General features: G+C 48.6%; 11 protein-coding genes. 9 read left to right on the top strand and 2 right to left on the bottom strand.

Annotated features, from left to right (window positions below; genetic code table 11):
- The first annotated feature begins 3 nt into the window (after positions 1-3).
- From LQ567_RS11485 to LQ567_RS11460, 6 genes are all read left to right on the top strand, one after another.
- Positions 4-1,800, top strand: a complete 1,797-nt coding sequence (locus LQ567_RS11485) for a DUF4983 domain-containing protein (RefSeq protein ID WP_231004649.1) — start codon at positions 4-6, stop codon at positions 1,798-1,800.
- Positions 1,801-1,820: 20 nt separating this feature from the next.
- Positions 1,821-3,890: a M60 family metallopeptidase gene (locus LQ567_RS11480; protein WP_231004648.1), complete on the top strand. Its 2,070-nt coding sequence runs from the start codon at positions 1,821-1,823 to the stop codon at positions 3,888-3,890.
- A 24-nt stretch (positions 3,891-3,914) separates the two neighbouring features.
- Complete coding sequence (locus tag LQ567_RS11475) at positions 3,915-5,645, top strand: LamG-like jellyroll fold domain-containing protein (RefSeq protein ID WP_231004647.1); 1,731 nt, start codon at positions 3,915-3,917, stop codon at positions 5,643-5,645.
- 454 nt (positions 5,646-6,099) lie between these two features.
- The gene (locus LQ567_RS11470) at positions 6,100-8,193 is read left to right on the top strand and encodes a glycoside hydrolase family 2 protein (protein ID WP_231004646.1); all 2,094 of its coding nucleotides are present in this window, start codon (positions 6,100-6,102) and stop codon (positions 8,191-8,193) included.
- 56 nt (positions 8,194-8,249) lie between these two features.
- Positions 8,250-9,755, top strand: a complete 1,506-nt coding sequence (locus tag LQ567_RS11465) for an alpha-L-fucosidase (protein WP_231004645.1) — start codon at positions 8,250-8,252, stop codon at positions 9,753-9,755.
- A gap of 113 nt (positions 9,756-9,868) precedes the next feature.
- Entirely contained in the window at positions 9,869-11,491 is a 1,623-nt protein-coding gene (locus LQ567_RS11460; RefSeq protein ID WP_231004644.1) for a beta-N-acetylhexosaminidase, read from the top strand.
- Between the two features lie 84 nt (positions 11,492-11,575).
- Here the strand turns inward: LQ567_RS11460 and LQ567_RS11455 are convergent, their stop codons facing one another.
- Positions 11,576-12,247, bottom strand: coding sequence for a DUF1345 domain-containing protein (locus LQ567_RS11455; RefSeq protein WP_231004643.1), 672 nt, complete (start codon positions 12,245-12,247; stop codon positions 11,576-11,578).
- Between the two features lie 220 nt (positions 12,248-12,467).
- Between LQ567_RS11455 and LQ567_RS11450 the strand changes: the two genes are divergently transcribed.
- Positions 12,468-13,706, top strand: a complete 1,239-nt coding sequence (locus LQ567_RS11450) for an MFS transporter (RefSeq protein ID WP_231004642.1) — start codon at positions 12,468-12,470, stop codon at positions 13,704-13,706.
- 68 nt (positions 13,707-13,774) lie between these two features.
- On the opposite strand, the gene LQ567_RS11445 is transcribed toward LQ567_RS11450, so the two are convergent.
- On the bottom strand, positions 13,775-14,668 hold the full coding sequence (locus tag LQ567_RS11445) for a LysR family transcriptional regulator (protein ID WP_231004641.1): 894 nt from the start codon (positions 14,666-14,668) through the stop codon (positions 13,775-13,777).
- Positions 14,669-14,746: 78 nt separating this feature from the next.
- Here LQ567_RS11445 and nhaA point away from each other — a divergent pair, with 78 nt between their 5' ends.
- Entirely contained in the window at positions 14,747-15,928 is a 1,182-nt protein-coding gene (gene nhaA / locus LQ567_RS11440; RefSeq protein WP_231004640.1) for a Na+/H+ antiporter NhaA, read from the top strand.
- A gap of 193 nt (positions 15,929-16,121) precedes the next feature.
- Positions 16,122-17,000, top strand: coding sequence for a bestrophin family protein (locus LQ567_RS11435; protein WP_231004639.1), 879 nt, complete (start codon positions 16,122-16,124; stop codon positions 16,998-17,000).
- The last annotated feature ends 100 nt before the right edge of the window (positions 17,001-17,100 follow it).

Here is a 17,100-nt window from a genome sequence, read left to right as displayed (position 1 = left end):
GATATGAAGAGTTTAAAAAATAGCATCGGACGAATCGGACTGCTTGGCGTTTTACTTGGAGGAGTGGTGCTGGTTTCCTGCAACCGCGATTTTGACAACAGGCTGCAGTTTAAAGAAGATGCGGACACCACGGCACACCAGTTCCAGAATGCCAATAAAGTGTTGTATATAATGGTGGACGGTGGCGTGGGCTCCGTGCTGGAAGCGGAAGCTCAAAAGGATGATAAGAACCCGAATCTGTATGCACTAAGTCGCAAAGCGCTCTACTCCGGTAGCAGCGTGGCCGATAGCAATTCCTATTTGCCTACGTCCTATGCAGATATGCTGACCGGGGTACTGGTAGGCAAACATAAGGTGAACGCATCGGGCAATAACGCGCTGGACTTGTACCCGCCGTTTTTTCAGGTACTTAAAAAGAATAACGCAGGTTTGCGCACTGCAGCTTTTGTACGCGATGCCTATATACTGGATAACCTGCTGGGCGGCGCCGATCAAAAGCAACAATTGAATTCGGATGCGGAAGTACAATCGGCCGCAGCAACCGCATTAAAAAATACCGCTTCGGATGTGGTGCTGGCACAATACCAGGGGCTTTATGATGCGGGAAAGCAATACGGTTACGGCCCGCGCTCTCCCCGGTATGTTGAAGCCGTGCAGGCTTTTGATCAGTTTATGGGCAAACTCTTAACGGCACTGCGCAGCCGCCCGGCCTATAGTTCCGAGAACTGGCTGATCATTATTGCATCTAACCAGGGAGGGCAATATGCGCTGTACCCGGAGGAATACGACAACAGCGTATTTTCGGAGCCGGCACGGAATGCCTTTGTACTTTTTGCCAGCGACCAGTTTGCCGTACGCTATATTGCCAAACCCGATATAAAAAATTATCAGCAGGAAGGGTATTTAATTGGCGATGCCGGTGCCGCCAACATGATCGGATCTGAAGCGGCTACGGGAGTGATCGATGCCGACATGGCAGAAAAATACAACCTAGGTACTACCGGTAATTTCACGATCCAGTTAAAAGTGTTTATTACGAACAGGGGAACCTCTGGCTTTTTGCCGGGGATCATGGCAAAATCAGCGGCCACCGCTAATGCCAGTCCAACTACCGGTTGGACCCTCATCTTACATGCCGATGGACGGAAGAACTGGGATTTCCGGATACAGGGGACTTCGCATTCTTCTTCCGATTTTGAACTCAATACCTGGAACACGTTTACCATTCGCATTTGGGACAGTGCGGTTAACGGTGCCGCCAAAAGGTGGATGCGTACTTATACCAATGGCGTGCCCGGTAACGGTGTGGCAGATATTACCGGGAAGAACGGATCCGAAAGAGCGCCGCTTCGCATTGGCGGTATACCCGGATCTTATGGCCGTTTTTCGCCCCGCTTCAATGTAGCGGATATCCGGTTCTATAACGTTGCGTTGCCGGATGCGTATATCCAAACCAATTATTGCAGCACATTGGAAAATCCGGGTGGTCCCTATTACAATAACCTGATCGGTTATTGGCCCGGACTTGGATTGAAATCGGCCGAGCGTGACCTGCACCGGTTTGTGGATCAGAGTGTTTCAAAAACAGATATACAATTTCCCCAGTCGCTGGGCTGGACGGCTGCTTCCCTCGCCCCGTCGGCTACCATATGTCCAACCCTTCCCTACGATATTCAAAAAAATGTTCCGCAGCCGGTAGATGTGCCGCTGTTTATTTACAGCTGGTTAGGCGTACCGGATATTACGGGACTTCAACTGGACAGCAGGCCGTGGCTGCCGCTCTTTAACACCACGAAATAACTGAATAAAAGGATCTCTGTATGAAAAAGAATAATTACTATCTTCTTATAATTTGCGGGTTCGTTTTCGCCTGGCTGGCCGGATGTAATAAAAATTATGGTTTAAAGTTCGACAACGGATACACGGGTACCGATTTCCCCGATACCCTGAACGTGGACATTGATACATCGGTAAAGGTTGATAAATCCAAGTATATACAGGCAAGCGTATTTCCAGGTTTGATCAGTCCCGATGAACCCCGTTTACAGAACTACGTGGTAAACATCGATCTGAATTATGTAGATGTGCCGGCTTCGGCGCTGCGCATCAGTGTGGCTCCCGGTAACTGGCTGAGCACCGGTGTGTGGGCGCCGGCCGGAGAACTGGTTACCGTAGAAGTGCCCGAGGGGATTTACGGACTGGAAGCGCAGATTGGTTCGCATACCGATAATCTTACCGGTAAACCGGATTTGAAGCGCGACCCGCTGATCTATAACCGCAGGCAACTGTTTCCTGGTAAGAACTATTTGCGCAATCTCTATGGCGGGCTTATTTATATCATTCCGTCAAAACCCACGGGCGCTATAGTGCCGCTGTCCTTTAGCGGTGTGGCCAGGTCGGCCAGCTTTTTCCTGGGCAAAACCACCGATACAGAATGGAAAGAACTGGTACGGAAAACCACCGTTCCTTTTTTTGAACTGGTTGGAAAGCGGATCGTTTTTACCCTTGAAACAGCCAAGCTGGCACAGGTATCCATCAACAGTCCGGATGAACTGATGCGGCTTTGGGACAATACGATCAAGGAGGTATACTGGAACTGGTACGGGCTGGTAGAAGGCAACCCGGACGTAAAGAACCGGGCGCCCTTTAATCAATGGCGGATCGTGCATGACATACAACCTTCGGTGGGTGCCCAGCACAGCGGTTTCCCGGTAGTGGCAATGAATACCATGAACTATTTCCGGCAGGCCGTGGTACCGGATGAAGTGAAAACCCAGAACTGGGGTACTTTTCATGAATTGGGACATAACATGCAAATGCACAGCACCTGGACCTTTGGAGGGAATGGTGAAGTGAGCAATAACCTGTTTAACTTTAAAAACGCACAGCTGAATAATGTGCGCCATTCAAATGAACTGCGTTCCTGGAATGCCGCTCTTCCATATGTACAAAAGGATACGCTTTCCAAACGATGGGATGGTACCGCTTTATGGCCTGGTGGCACAGCAGCACCCACCAACCCCACCGACGACGCTAAGATGAGTTTCTATACCCAGATCTTCGAAAAATACGGGTATGAGTTTATGACGTATTTATGTACAGCGGCCCGCAATGCCCGGTTTACAGCAATTGACGAACAGTCTAAAGTTGATTTTTACTATGAGCGGCTTTGCGAGTTTACCCAAACAGACATGTACCGGTTTATGCGCGAATGGGGACTTACAGTAAGTCAAACCTCCAAAAACATAATTGCCGCCAAAGGATACCCCAAGCTAAGAACCAATTTGTGGATGTACAACCCCTATACGAGAACGGGTGGCGACCAAACCATCGCTCCGAAAATAGAATTCGGTGCCGGCAAACCCGGGCCCAGCCTGGGCTGGACGGTTACCCGTATTACCAATGTTCGCGGCGGTACCAATGGTACCTATAACGCGGCGTATGATCCCGCAAACCTGCTGGACGGAGATCTGAATACGATCTGGCACAGTTGCTTTAACGGATGCTATTCCGGAACCAGCAGCACAGGCCCTGCACCCAATAACGGAAGCACTTCTGCGGCGCTGTATCCGTTTGATGCCGTGGTACAAACGGGTACGGATCCGGTAACAGCTGATGGCTTTTACATCGTACAACGGCAGGCGGGCGGTTCTAATTATAACAACCATTTGCAGTCGGTTACGATTGCCGTAAGTATGGACGGCACCACCTGGGAAAATGTAGTGTCCAATTATCCGCTGATTTTTGGCAACCGGACGGATGCATACCCCAAACAGTACATTGAGCTGCCCGCAGCTAAAACATTCCGCTATTTCAAATTTACATGGCCCAAGCCGGCCGATACAAATAATAATTCCGCTTTCGCAGAATTAGGCGCTTTCAAATATTAATCGCGAATCATAACAGGTATCATTATGAATTACTCAATATATAGGAACATTTTCTTGGGCACAATACTCGCCGGTGGACTGCTATTGATTGCCGCCTGCTCCAAGTATAACGATCCGCCGCCGGTATTTGAAACCGCAGTTGAAAAACCCTTTTCAAAAAAAAGAAAGGTGTTGCTGATTGTACTGGATGGAGCCGCAGGACTGGAGGTAAAGAAAATTGCACCGCCCGCTATTATGGGTCTTACCGAACATGCAAAATATACCTGGGAAGGTTTTGGTGATGCACAAACAGCCGACGGTCCGTCCTGGGCCAATATTCTTAGTGGTAAAACGGCAGCGGCTTCCGATATTACAGATAGTACCCTGTCGCCGGGATTTGATCCCGAAGATGAGCATGAAGAAATTCCGGTATTCAGTAATTTCTTTCAGCGCCTGCTGATTTCGGGCTATCTTCCCAAAACCGTGGCCATTACTCCCTGGAACACACTTGCAGATCGTGGATTAAAATTTGCAGCCAGTGTAGTTAACGCGGCCGATGATGCAGCCGTGCGGGACAGTGCCCTCCGCAACCTGGCAGATGATAAGCTTGGTTTGATGCTGGTAAACTTTAATGGCATTAATCTTGCCGGCCGGGCTTCGGCATTTTCTGCAGATGAGCCTGCTTATAAGAATGCGGTATTAAAAGCGGATGGTTATATTAAGGAGCTTTTGGATGCCGTAGCCAAAAGAAGCAATTATCAGCAGGAAGATTGGCTGATCATTGTAACATCCAACCACGGGGGAGAAGGAAACCGTTATGGGGATCCTACCATCCTTCAGCGAAAAATTTTTACGATCTACAATAATCCCAGTTTCGTAAAAAAGCAATTTATAGCGCCGGCGTTAACAAACGCTGTAAATCATACGGCGATTGCTACACAGGCCGTTCTTCCGGCTGCAAGTATTACAGGTATGGGATATGATATTCCTGCCGTGGGCGGAGGCGAGTTTACCATGATGGTAAAGGTGATGCGTACCGGTAATTTTTCGGGGAATTCCGTGCTGGTTTCCAAAGTAAGTCATCCTTATACAAACATCCGGGGATGGGAGCTGATGACCAATGGCGTCAATAATTTCAGGATCTGTATCGGCGAGGGCGGAGGAGGAACCACGCCCCGATATTTTCTTCATAGCAAGCAGCCGTTGCCTGCTGTAAATTCCGGATGGGTAACGATTGCGCTGGTGGTACAAACAAAGACAGACGGGAAGCGATACGCCAGCGTGTATACAAACGGGGTTAAAGATTCTACGTATGATATGACCGCTTATCCGGATCTGTCGAGTCCGGGAAGTCCGCTCATCATTGGAAATATAACCGCTGCTACCGGTAATATGCCGTTCCGGGCGATAGAGCTGGGTATCTGGAACAAGGCCGTGTCTGAAGACTATATTAAAAGTTACCCCTGTAAGAGCGGTATCACCAGCACGGATGATTTTTATAGCAATCTGATCGGCTACTGGCCAGGCAACGAGGCGTTGGGGAATGTGTATCACAATAAAAGTCCGCTGGCTGCCGGCAAAGACCTGGTGATGAATTTTACACCGGCATGGTCACTGCTGTCCGCTACGAATTGCAATACACCCGACAACTTTTTAACAACAAATACCGATATCGCGCCGAATCTTTTTTATTGGGTAGGCCTCAATCCGCTTACTTCCTGGGGGTTTGAAAGCAAGGAGTGGCTATCGAAGTATGAAACGGAGTTTATAAAATAAATCACAGGCACACCCGGATATGAGATCAACGTTTGTTAAGAATGCGGCTGTTGTAGTATTGATCGTGGTAGTGGTGGCATTTATTTTTTTGAAAACAAACGGCCTTATATAAATAGTCTTTATCCGGGTAAGGGTGCTGGAAACAAACGATTTTCGACAAACAATCAATCTCTCGTCGCGCCATTTCCATGGCGTGACCTTTTTTTAAAAATCGCGGTAGTTCCGGGTGCAAAATTTTTATATCGGGCTACCGGTAAAATATAAAAAGGACAATCGGTTGCATGCAGGAAAAGATGGGGAGGGCAGCGGAAAGCAACCGGGGAGCGCAGGGTTTTAGAAGAGGGCGGGGTATATTTGCAAACGCTTAAGCGTGCTGAAACGCTCGTTTGCTGTAGGGGATCCTGAGGTCCGTCATGGAAGTTTTAAAATGGAGTATCTATTATAAATTATGGAAATGAAATCTTATGTTGCCCGTTTTTTTAAAAGGGGTATTTGGAGTGTGTTGGCTGCGGTTATGTGTTGGGGAACCGTTCTTACAGCGGCTGCACAGAACGGCCGGGCGGTGGTTGGCTTTAATGATAACTGGGAGTTTAAAAAAGGTCCGGGTGATTTTGGAAAGGATACCAGCTATATGAACCAGGAATGGGAAAAAATAGCGGTGCCGCATACCTATAACCGTACGGATATGCAGCTGGATAAAAACTTTTATACAGGAGACGCTTTTTATAAAAAGAAATTTTTGATTAAAAGTGATTTGAAAGGAAAGCGGATCTTTCTGCGTTTTGAGGGCGTAGGTTCCGTAGCCACGATCTATATCAATGGCCGTTACCTTACTGAACACAAAGGAAGTTATGCCGCCTTCTCATTTGAAATTACCAACTCGGTAAAGTATGGAGCGGAAAATCAGATCCTTGTTAAAACCAATAACGAAGCACGAAAAGATGTGATACCGGTGAATCATTTTTTGTTTCCCATTTATGGGGGCATCTACCGGCCGGTAAGCATGATCGTTACAGCACCTGTAAATATAACGGTTACAGACTATGCATCGCCCGGGATTTACATTGCACAAAAAAATGTATCGGCAAAAAAAGCAGATATCCAGGTGAAGGCAAAACTGGAGAATAAAGAAATGAACGCGCAGCCGGTGATCCTGCAAACAGTTGTAAAAGATGCCGCAGGAAAGACAGTGGCCCAGGCACGCAAAAATGTGCTGATAAGTCCCCAGGGCACCACCTACATAGAGCAGGTGTTCCCGGTAAACAATCCGCATCTTTGGAATGGCATCAAAGATCCGTATCTCTATAGCCTGACCACCTCCCTCATCCGGAACGGGCAGGAGCTGGACGCCGTTACCCAGCCACTCGGCATTCGCCGGTTTGAGCTGAGGGCCGGCGATGGCATGTACCTGAACGGTGTTAAATATCCAATGTATGGGGTTACAAGGCATCAGGATCGCTGGCAGTACGGGAACGCGCTTTCGCATGCACAGCATGAAGAAGATATGAAGATCATCCGGGAAATGGGAGCCACAACCATCCGGCTGGCGCATTATCAGCAGGCAGAAGATATGTACGCACTGGCAGATAAAATGGGCCTGCTGATCTGGGCGGAGATCCCTTTTGTAAATACCACCTCTTATCAGGAAAGCGAGAATGCAAAACAGCAAATGACAGAACTGGTGCGGCAAAACCGGAATCATCCTTCCATCTATATCTGGGGCATGCATAACGAGGTATATTCAAAAACACCGGATGAACATGTGCCGGTGCTTACAAGGGAGTTGAACGATATTGCAAAAACCGATGATCCGGACCGGTATACGGTGGCGGTTTCCGGTTTTGGTGAAATGAACCGGCCGGCGAACCTGGCTGCGGATGTACAGGGTATGAACCGCTATTATGGCTGGTATGAGGGACGGATCGGCGACCTGGAGAAATGGGCTTCGGGGCTGGAGAAAAACTATCCGGGCTATAATGTGATGTTAACAGAATACGGCGCTGACGGCAATATGGATCAGTCATCAGAAACGTTGCCGGACCCTTCGAAGATCAATCCGGTAAGCGGGCAATTCTACCCGGAAAATTACCAGACGGAAACCCATATCCGCCAATGGGCCATTATTGAAAAGCATCCTTATATCCTGGCCTCTTATTTATGGAATACCTTTGAATTTGCAGTGCCGCTGTGGAACCGGGGAGGTGTGAACGCCCGTAACCTGAAAGGACTGGTGAGCTTCGACCGTAAACGGAAGAAGGACGCGTTTTACTGGTACAAGGCCAACTGGAACCCGGAGCCGATGATTTACCTGGCGAACAGGAGAGACAGCATGCGTACCCAGGCCACCACCACCGTACAGGCTTTTTCGAACCTGGCACAGGTACGGCTTTTTGTAAACGGAAAGGAAGTAAAGGGGCATCATGGTGTAAATAAAAAACATTGGGTATTTGAAAATGTACTACTGAAAAAAGGCATGAATGAAATTGAGGCAACGGGTTTGGTAAATGGTAGTGTATTGAGGGATAAGATGACGTGGACTTTACAATAGGAATTTGAAAATTTGATTATTTGAGAATTTGAAAATAAAGGTTAAAAGAATTGCAAATGAAAAATAGTAAAAAAGCAAGTGTGCTTCTTTTTCTGGGGATGATGATTTTTACACCGTTTGTAAATGCACAATGGACAGGGCCCAAGCGGAAACCGGATAGTTTACGAACGATTCAGTACGGACCGATTACGCCGGCACACCGTACAGACCCGCAGATGGAGGCCTTTCGCAGCTATGGCCTGGGTCAGTTCATTCACTGGGGCCTGTATGCCATTCCCGGTAATGAATGGAACGGAGTAAGCGCAAGAGGCGGCGCCGCTGCATCGGAGTGGATCCGTGCCTGGGGAGGGCCCACCGCTCCCAAGGACTGGAAAAATATTTACGATAATTTATACAAACAGTTCAATCCAAAAGATTTTGATGCAAAGCGCTGGGCGAAGCAGGCAAAAGATATGGGCGCCCGGTATGTGATCTTTACCACCAAACATCACGATGGGTTTGCGCTATGGCCTACAAAATATTCCGATTATAACATTGCAAAAACACCGTATAAAAAAGATATTGTAAAGCAGGTAGTAGATGCTTACACCGCGGAGGGGATTGATGTTTACCTGTATTTTTCGGTGCTGGAATGGAATAACCCGGATTATATGGGCGGTACGCCAAAGACCGCTGATGAAAAAAAACGGTTCGACCGGTTTTTGCAATATACCCGCAATCAGCTGCTGGAGTTGGTGACCAACTATCCGCAGATCAAAGGGCTCTGGTTCGACGGAACCTGGGACGCTTCCTGGAAAAGCGCCTATGATTTTACCTATAAACTGGAGAAAGAACTGCGCGACAAACACCCGGGGCTGATCATTGGTTCAAGATTCCGTAATGATGAATTTGGTGCACGGCATTTCGATAGTAACGGTCGCCTGCTGGGCGATTATGAGCAGGGATGGGAGCGGAAGATGCCCGGAAGCTATGAATGGCTTGATGGAAACGACTGGGATTGTGTGATGACCATTCCGCCGAACGGTTGGGGATATATGAAAGACTGGTCGGGGATCTATACTAAAACAACCGATGACCTGCTGGATATGCTGATGCGCTGCCGCTCTATGAATGGCAACTTTGTGATCAATTTCGGACCAGATGGCAATGGCCATATGCGACCGGAAGAAGACCGGATTGCGGCAGAAACCGGTGCATGGGTGCGGCGCAATGCAGCGGCAGTTTATGAAAGCCGGCATTCCGGTTTCCCGGCCAGCAACTACGGGTATTTTACGCAAAAGGACAGCACCCTGTATCTTACCGTATTCAACCGGCCGGTAAATAATATTCTACGGATTTCGGTTCCAAAGAATTTTAAACAGGTACCGGTTTCGGCACTGCTGTTGGAAACCGGCGGCAGGCTGGATGTAAAACCTGCGGATATGGGACTGGACCTCGATAAAAATACCTATTACGATATCCTGTTACCATCCTCCTTTCAATCTTCAAGAGCATTTGTAATCCGCATGGAGCTGGGAGCACCGGCAAAAAAGGCAGGCAAATTAATGGATGCAAAAATGTAGTTGCCACTGAAAATATGGAAATGCAGCCCGCTGATTTTTCTATGACTCAATGGCAATATACAGCGGGCAATGAGGGGATCTGCTAAAAATCATATCTTTCCGTCAAATACCTTATGATGAAAAAAGTATGTGCTGCTTTGCTGTTTTTGACAATAGTCGTTTTAACGAATGCTCAAACTCCCTGTCCGGTGATCCCGGCGCCGGTGAAGGCAACTGTCTCCAACAGCTCCTTCGTGCTTAATAAGTACACCCGGATTTATGTTGGAAATGAATTATTGAAAGATGCAGCGGTTTATCTCCAGCAGGAGCTCATCAAAAAAGAATTGCTTCCGCTTGCGGTAACCGGCCAGGTGCCGCAAGGCAATGCCATTCTTCTTTCTTTGGATAAAAAAGCCGCAGCAGCGGATGAGGGATACCGGCTTAGTATTACGGACAAACAGATACAGTTAAGCGGCAACTCAGCCGGCGGAGTGGTCAACGGCATCTCCAGCCTGTTGCAACTGGTTCGTCTTCAGAAGAACAATAACGGCAATATTGCGATCGATGGCTGGCAGATCACTGATGCGCCGCGCTATCGCTGGCGCGGGTTTATGCTGGATGAATCGCGGCATTTTATGGGTAAGGAAAAAGTGCTGCAATTGCTGGACTGGATGGCCTTTTATAAGCTGAACCGGTTTCACTGGCACCTGACCGATGAACCGGCATGGCGCCTGGAAATCCGGCGATATCCCCGGCTGACCCTGATCGGCGGGGCCGGAAGTTTTACCAACCCCGAGGCTCCGGCGGCCTACTACACCCAGCAGCAGATCGCCGAGGTGGTTCATTATGCGGCGCAACGCAATATTACCGTGATCCCCGAGATTGATATGCCGGGTCATGCAACGGCAGCCAATCGCGCCTACCCGCAATACAGCGGTGGTGGTAATGCGCAGCATCCGGACTTTACATTTGATCCGGGCAATGAACATACCTACGGATACCTGACCAATATTCTCCGAGAGGTGAATATGCTGTTCCCCGCTGAGATGATCCATCTTGGTGGTGACGAAGTAAGTTTTGGTACGGATCAATGGCTGAAGAACGACGGTATCCGGAAGCTAATGGAACAACATTCGCTAAAAGACCTGAAAGCAGTGGAACGTTATTTTATGGAACGTATGGCAGACTCCGTATATGGCATGAATGCAAAACTGCTGGTTTGGGACGAAATGGCCGAAGTAAACCTGCCCAGGGAAAAGACCATCATTTTCTGGTGGCGGCACGATAAACCGGCACAATTGAAAATGGCATTGGACAGGGGCTATGATGTGGTGGTATGTCCGCGCCTGCCGTATTATTTCGATTTTGTTCAGGACAGCGCGCACCGCATGGGCCGCAAATGGGGCAAGGGCTTCAGCCCGTTGAAAGATGTATATTCCTTTAACCTGTCTGCGCTGGTAGATGCCCGGCACCAAAAACAGGTACAGGGGCTGCAGGCAAATTTATGGACAGAAACGGTGCCCAATACAACCCGGATGGATTACCTGACGTTTCCGCGCATTGCCGCATTGGCGGAAGCGGCCTGGACAAGAGACGAATTGAAAAATTACGAAGACTTTACCGGGCGCTTGAAAAAACAGTTGCCGCTTTACCGGGATGCCGGTATCTATTTCTTCAATCCCTTTAATCCTTCCGAGATCCCCGAGCCGGTCTATTTCCGGAAAGACAAACGGAACCTGTCTGCTCAGGAGAATTAGCGGCCAGCATTCGGCCTTCAGCGGTTAGCACTCAGCCCTCGGCATTCGGCTTTTTAACCTGAGCTAAAAGCTGACAGCTGAATCCTAATGTACCAATCCCGAAACGATATTAATGGTAAGAGCCACCAGGAAGGTATTTAATGCAAAGGAGATCAGCCCGTGATACATGGTCACCATCCGTAGTTTTTTTGAGGTGGTATCTACATCTGAAACCTGGAACGTGCAACCCATGCAAAGGGCATAATACGCAAAATCGCGGTAATCGGGTTTTTCCTCTCCCGGGAAATGCAGGCCGCTTCCTTTGGCGCCGTCCTGGTAATAGAGGTGGGCATAATGGAAGGTATAAATGGTATGTACCAATAACCAGGAAGCGATCATTGCAGATACCGACAGGGGCAGCCATAAAAAATGACTGGCAGCGTTTGCCCTGGAGTTGATCACAATACTCAACACGGCACCCATACAGGCAAAACAGGCCAGTACAATAAATAAAAAAACAAACGCCCGGCTTCCGTCTTCTACAGCAGCCCTTTTTACAATGTATTCCAGCGGGGTGGTATAAATAACCTGCCAGCAAAGAATGAGGTAACAGATACAAAATGCCAGCCAGCCGGAAAGGATGGTCATCATTGGAGGAAGTTGGAGCATGTAGAGCGCAGCGGCGGCAATACTGCCTGCGATAAGCGACAGGTACACCCGGTCGATGGCGCGCAGTTTATGCGCAAATCCGGGCCGGAAGGGATGGGAGGTCTGCATATAACAACTACTGGTTTACCGGGGCAGCACGTTTTATAAAGCTTCATGTTTTACCGCCAGGATATTGCGTGCAATGAACGTTCTGCAAGGCCATAACAGCATGCAGTTGCAAAATATTCGCTGCTCCGGTTTATTGCGGTAATGAAAATGGAATGCGCCCATTTTCAAATGTACTGGATTATTCTTTTTTTGCGGTACCTTTGCCGCTTTTTCATATCCTATGGGAATTCTGCGCATCTATATCAATTCTTTCAAAGGCCTGTCAAAGGAAGCCTGGATGCTTGCGGTGGTGATGCTCATCAACCGATCCGGCTCGATGGTGCTGCCTTTCCTGGGAGTATATATGACGGATCATCTTCATTTTGGTTTAAAGGAATCCGGAATTGTGCTTAGTTTTTTTGGAATCGGTTCGGTGGTGGGCTCCTGGCTGGGCGGATATATTACGGATCGTATCGGCGAATTCAGGGTGCAGTGGGCCAGTTTGTTTTTAAGCGCACCGCTATTTGCCGTGATCCCGTTCTTTACCACGTTGCAGGGGCTGGCGGCAATCATCTTTGTTCAAAGCGTTATCAGCGAATCATTCCGGCCCGCTAATTCCGTGGCTATTACCAAGTATGCGGCACCGGAAAACCTTACCCGGGCCTTTTCGCTGAACCGGATGGCGATCAACCTGGGCTTTTCCATTGGTCCGGCCCTGGGCGGCATCCTTGCTGCCGTATCATACAATTTCCTGTTTGCGGTAAACGCGTTGGGAGCATTGGCCGCCGGTATCGTATACGTACGGTTTTTCAGAAAACGTTCCATCCTGTTCCGCAAAAAAGAGCGTGCACGGAAAGAAGCCATAAAAGATGCCGGTGAATTGCACGAGCGGTCGGCTTACCGCGATACACCGTTTGTGGTATACTCGGTGTTCTGTGGCATCTTCGCGCTTTGCTTTTTCCAGTTCTTCAATACGCTGCCTTTATTCTACCGCGATGAAGCAGGCCTTAATCAAACATCCATCGGCTATATACTAGGGTACAGTGGTTTTGTGATCGTGGTAATGGAAATGCTGCTGGTAAATCTTGCTGAAAAAAAACTGACCCCTGCTACCACGCTTTTGGTGGGTGCGCTTGGCACGGCTGTTTCCTATGCCATGCTTATTGCCGGTCATAGTGTTTGGCTCATCGTTCTGTCCATAACGGTATTAAGCCTGGCGGAAATACTGGTACTGCCCTTTATGTCGGCCATAACCGCCATGCGGTCCGGAAAAGGAAACAAGGGCTCTTATATGGGACTAAACGGAATGGCGGTTTCGATCTCTTTTATCATTACCCCGTTCCTGGGCACAAGAGTGGCCAGCGATTATGGTTTTAATACCTTGTGGGCCGGTACCGGCATCATCCTGCTGGTAGTGGCCGTGGCACTTTATATTTGTGTAAACCGGATAACACCCCGGGATGCCCGGCCGGAGCATTAAGCGAAGAAACCTATGTATTCCCTGCAGCGTGGTTGGTATAACGGAAACCCCACCTGAACGTATGCGGTTTACTTGAAATTGTAATGATTGATGAATTTCATAAAATAGTCGGGAATGGCGGCTGCCCCGCTGTGTAACTGCACAAACTGGAAATAACGCTCAATATCCAGCGCCTGTACATCTACAATGGCCAGTTCATTATTATTAAGCTCGCCCAGCACGGTATGAATGGAAAGAAAGGAAACGGCCATGGAATTGGAAATATAGGATTTGATGCTCTCTGAACTGGCCAGCTGTATTTCCCGGTTGAGCTGCGAAAGCCGGATTCCTTTTGCTTTCAGGTGCTTGGTGATCACTTCCAGCGTTCCTGAGCCGGGTTCCCGCAATGCCATGGGCAGTTGCTGTAATTCTTTTAAGGAGATCTTTTGCTTTTTAGTGATGGGATTTTTCCCGGATGCCACCAGCACGATTTCATCTTTTATAAAGGGCGTGTATTTGAACAGGCTGTTCTTGGGCTGCCCTTCAATCATACCAAAATCGATCTCACTTTTTTGTAATAATTGTTCAATATGCTCGGTGTTGCCACTGGTGAGGATTACAGAAATATCTTTGAACCGGCTTTTAAAAGCGGCCAATGCGGGCGGCAGCAGGTATTCGGCAATGGTGGTGCTGGCGCCGATCCGCAGCGTGCCTTTGTGTTGCGCCGCAAAAGAATGCAGCTCCAGTTCCATTTTCCGGTAAATGCTGAATAGCTCTTCGGTATGACGCAGCAATATTTTTCCTGCTTCAGTCAGGGAGATCTTTGAGCCGTGCCGTTCAAATAATTTGGTTTTAAAATATTGCTCAATCTCCTGCACATGCTTGGTTGCTGCGGGCTGGGAAATAAACAGCTCTTCTGCGGCACGCGTAAAATTTAACCGCCGGGCTACGGTATGAAATACCTGTAATCTGAAATCGAACATCTTTCAAAGTTAGGATTGAAATGATAAATAAGAAATGAGAATTAAGGAATTAAAATGCAATCCGTAATTTTAAGGGCTATGCTGAAACGAATCAATTTAGACACCTTCCGGAAATATGTCAATTCGAACTCGGTTGGCGGTATCATCCTGATCGGATGTGTATTGCTTTCCCTGGTGATTGCCAATCTTCCGGCCGGCCGCGCCTTTGAAGACTGGTTGGGCAGGTATGTGGGCTGGGAAAGCGGCAGCATCGGCTTGCGGTTTTCGATCCTGCACTGGATCAATGACGGGTTGATGGCAATTTTTTTCCTGCTGGTAGGGTTGGAGATCAAACGGGAAATGGTAGAAGGCGAACTGTCCACACCCAGTAAGGCCATGCTCCCGGTGATTGCTGCTTTTGGAGGCGCCCTATTGCCCGCGCTTATTTTTGTGCTGTTGAATAAGGGAACGGCTACGGTTTCCGGCTGGGGTATCCCGATGGCTACAGATATTGCCTTTGCCCTGGCGGCCATTACCCTGCTGGGTAAGAAAGTGCCGGGTAGCCTGAAAGTGTTCCTGGCAGCGCTGGCCATCGTGGATGACCTGATCGCCATCCTGGTGATTGCGCTGTTTTACTCTTCGGAGATCCATTTTAATTATCTCCTGTATGCCGGCGCGGTAATGATCCTGCTGATCATCTTTAACCGGCTGAAAGTAAAAGGGCTTTGGTTTTACCTGGTGCCGGGACTTTTTGTCTGGTATTTTATTCATCATTCGGGGATACATGCCACCATTGCCGGTGTATTGGTGGCCATGACCTTACCTACTACACCAGATGCGACCCTGTCGCCGCTTGAAAAACTGGAGCATGCCTTAGCAAAGCCTGTGAATTTTTTTATCATACCGCTTTTTGCACTGGCGAATACGAATATCCGGTTTGAAGCATCGATGGTAAATGGCCTCACCGCTCCGCTGGGGATGGGTATTATCATCGGGCTGATTGCGGGGAAATGTGCCGGTATTCTTTTATCTACCTGGGCGGGCGTGCGGCTGGGCATCGGTAAATTGCCACGACAGGCAGGCTGGATGCATATGGTGGGGCTGGGGCTGCTGGCGGGCATCGGGTTTACCATGTCGATCTTTATCAGCCTGCTTTCCTTTAACGACCCGCTGCTGGTAGCAGAGGCAAAGCTGGCGATACTGGTAGCTTCAGTTCTTGCCGCGTTGCTGGGCTGCAGCATGTTACTGATGGTGCACCGGAAAAAAGGCCCGATCGGGTAAGATCCCCAATTTGCTTTTACGGGTACAACAGCCACAGGCAGGTTCTGGCTTTCGCCGTACAAACCGTTGCCCGGATAGGTTTATGATCATTTGAGATTCACCGCAAAAAACATGGAAGGGAAAAGCAGAGGCCTTATTTTTACATTCCATTGTTAACATTTAATCATGCTGATCCTTCGTTTTTCATAATCATATGACAATCTACAATTCCAAAGAGTGGTTCAAATCGGTTTTCTTTGTTCATAAATCGGATACCTTCCGGAAGCTGGTACCTTACCTGGTGCTGATGGCCCTGTTATCCTGGGGCATTGCCTACCTGGAACTCGAATACCTGAAATTGTCTGAAAAAAGCTGGCTGCGCAATATTAATATGGTGCATAACCTGCTGGGTTTTGCTTTATCCCTCTTGCTCGTGTTCCGTACCAATACGGCCTACGATCGTTGGTGGGAGGCGCGCAGGCAGTGGGGAACGCTTACCAATGTATGCCGCTCGCTGGCGATCAAGCTGGATGCATTTCTTCCCAGGGAGGATAAAGCAAGCCGGCATTTTTTCCGGAAATCGATCCCGCTGTTTTCGCAAACCCTGTTCAGTTTTTTGCGCTCGGATTATACCACGTTCATGCTGGATACGGTGGAGCATCCGGGGTTAGATCTGGAAAAAAAGCATGGTCCCAACCAGGTGGCTTCCATGATCTTTCGCTATGTAACGGAACTGTACCAAACCGGGAAAATATCGGGCGATCAGCTCATCGTACTCAATAACGAGTTGCAGTCGCTTACGGATGTGGCCGGCGCCTGCGAGCGTATTAAAAACACGCCCATTCCCTATTCGTACAGTTCGTTTATTAAAAAATTTATCGTGGTATATGTATTCACGCTGCCGATCGGGTTTGTATTTTCTATGGGATATTTTGTGATCGCAGCGGTACCTTTTGTCTTTTATGTACTGGCATCGCTGGAGCTGATTGCTGAATCGATAGAAAATCCCTTTGGCACAGATCCGGATGACCTGCCGCTGGAGCAGATCGTGCACAATATGCGGAAACATATACACGAGGTCTTGCACGCCTGACCGGCAGTGGAATCTGGACGTTGTTTGGCGATCGCATAGGGTTGCTGAAAGGAAACCTGAATCCGCATCTGCAATGCACCGCTTTTTTAACCAGCATTGC

The sequence above is a fragment of the Niabella pedocola genome, assembly GCF_021044425.1.
GTDB classification, from domain to species: Bacteria; Bacteroidota; Bacteroidia; order Chitinophagales; family Chitinophagaceae; genus Niabella; species Niabella pedocola.
This window is presented reverse-complemented; position numbering and strand designations above follow the sequence as displayed.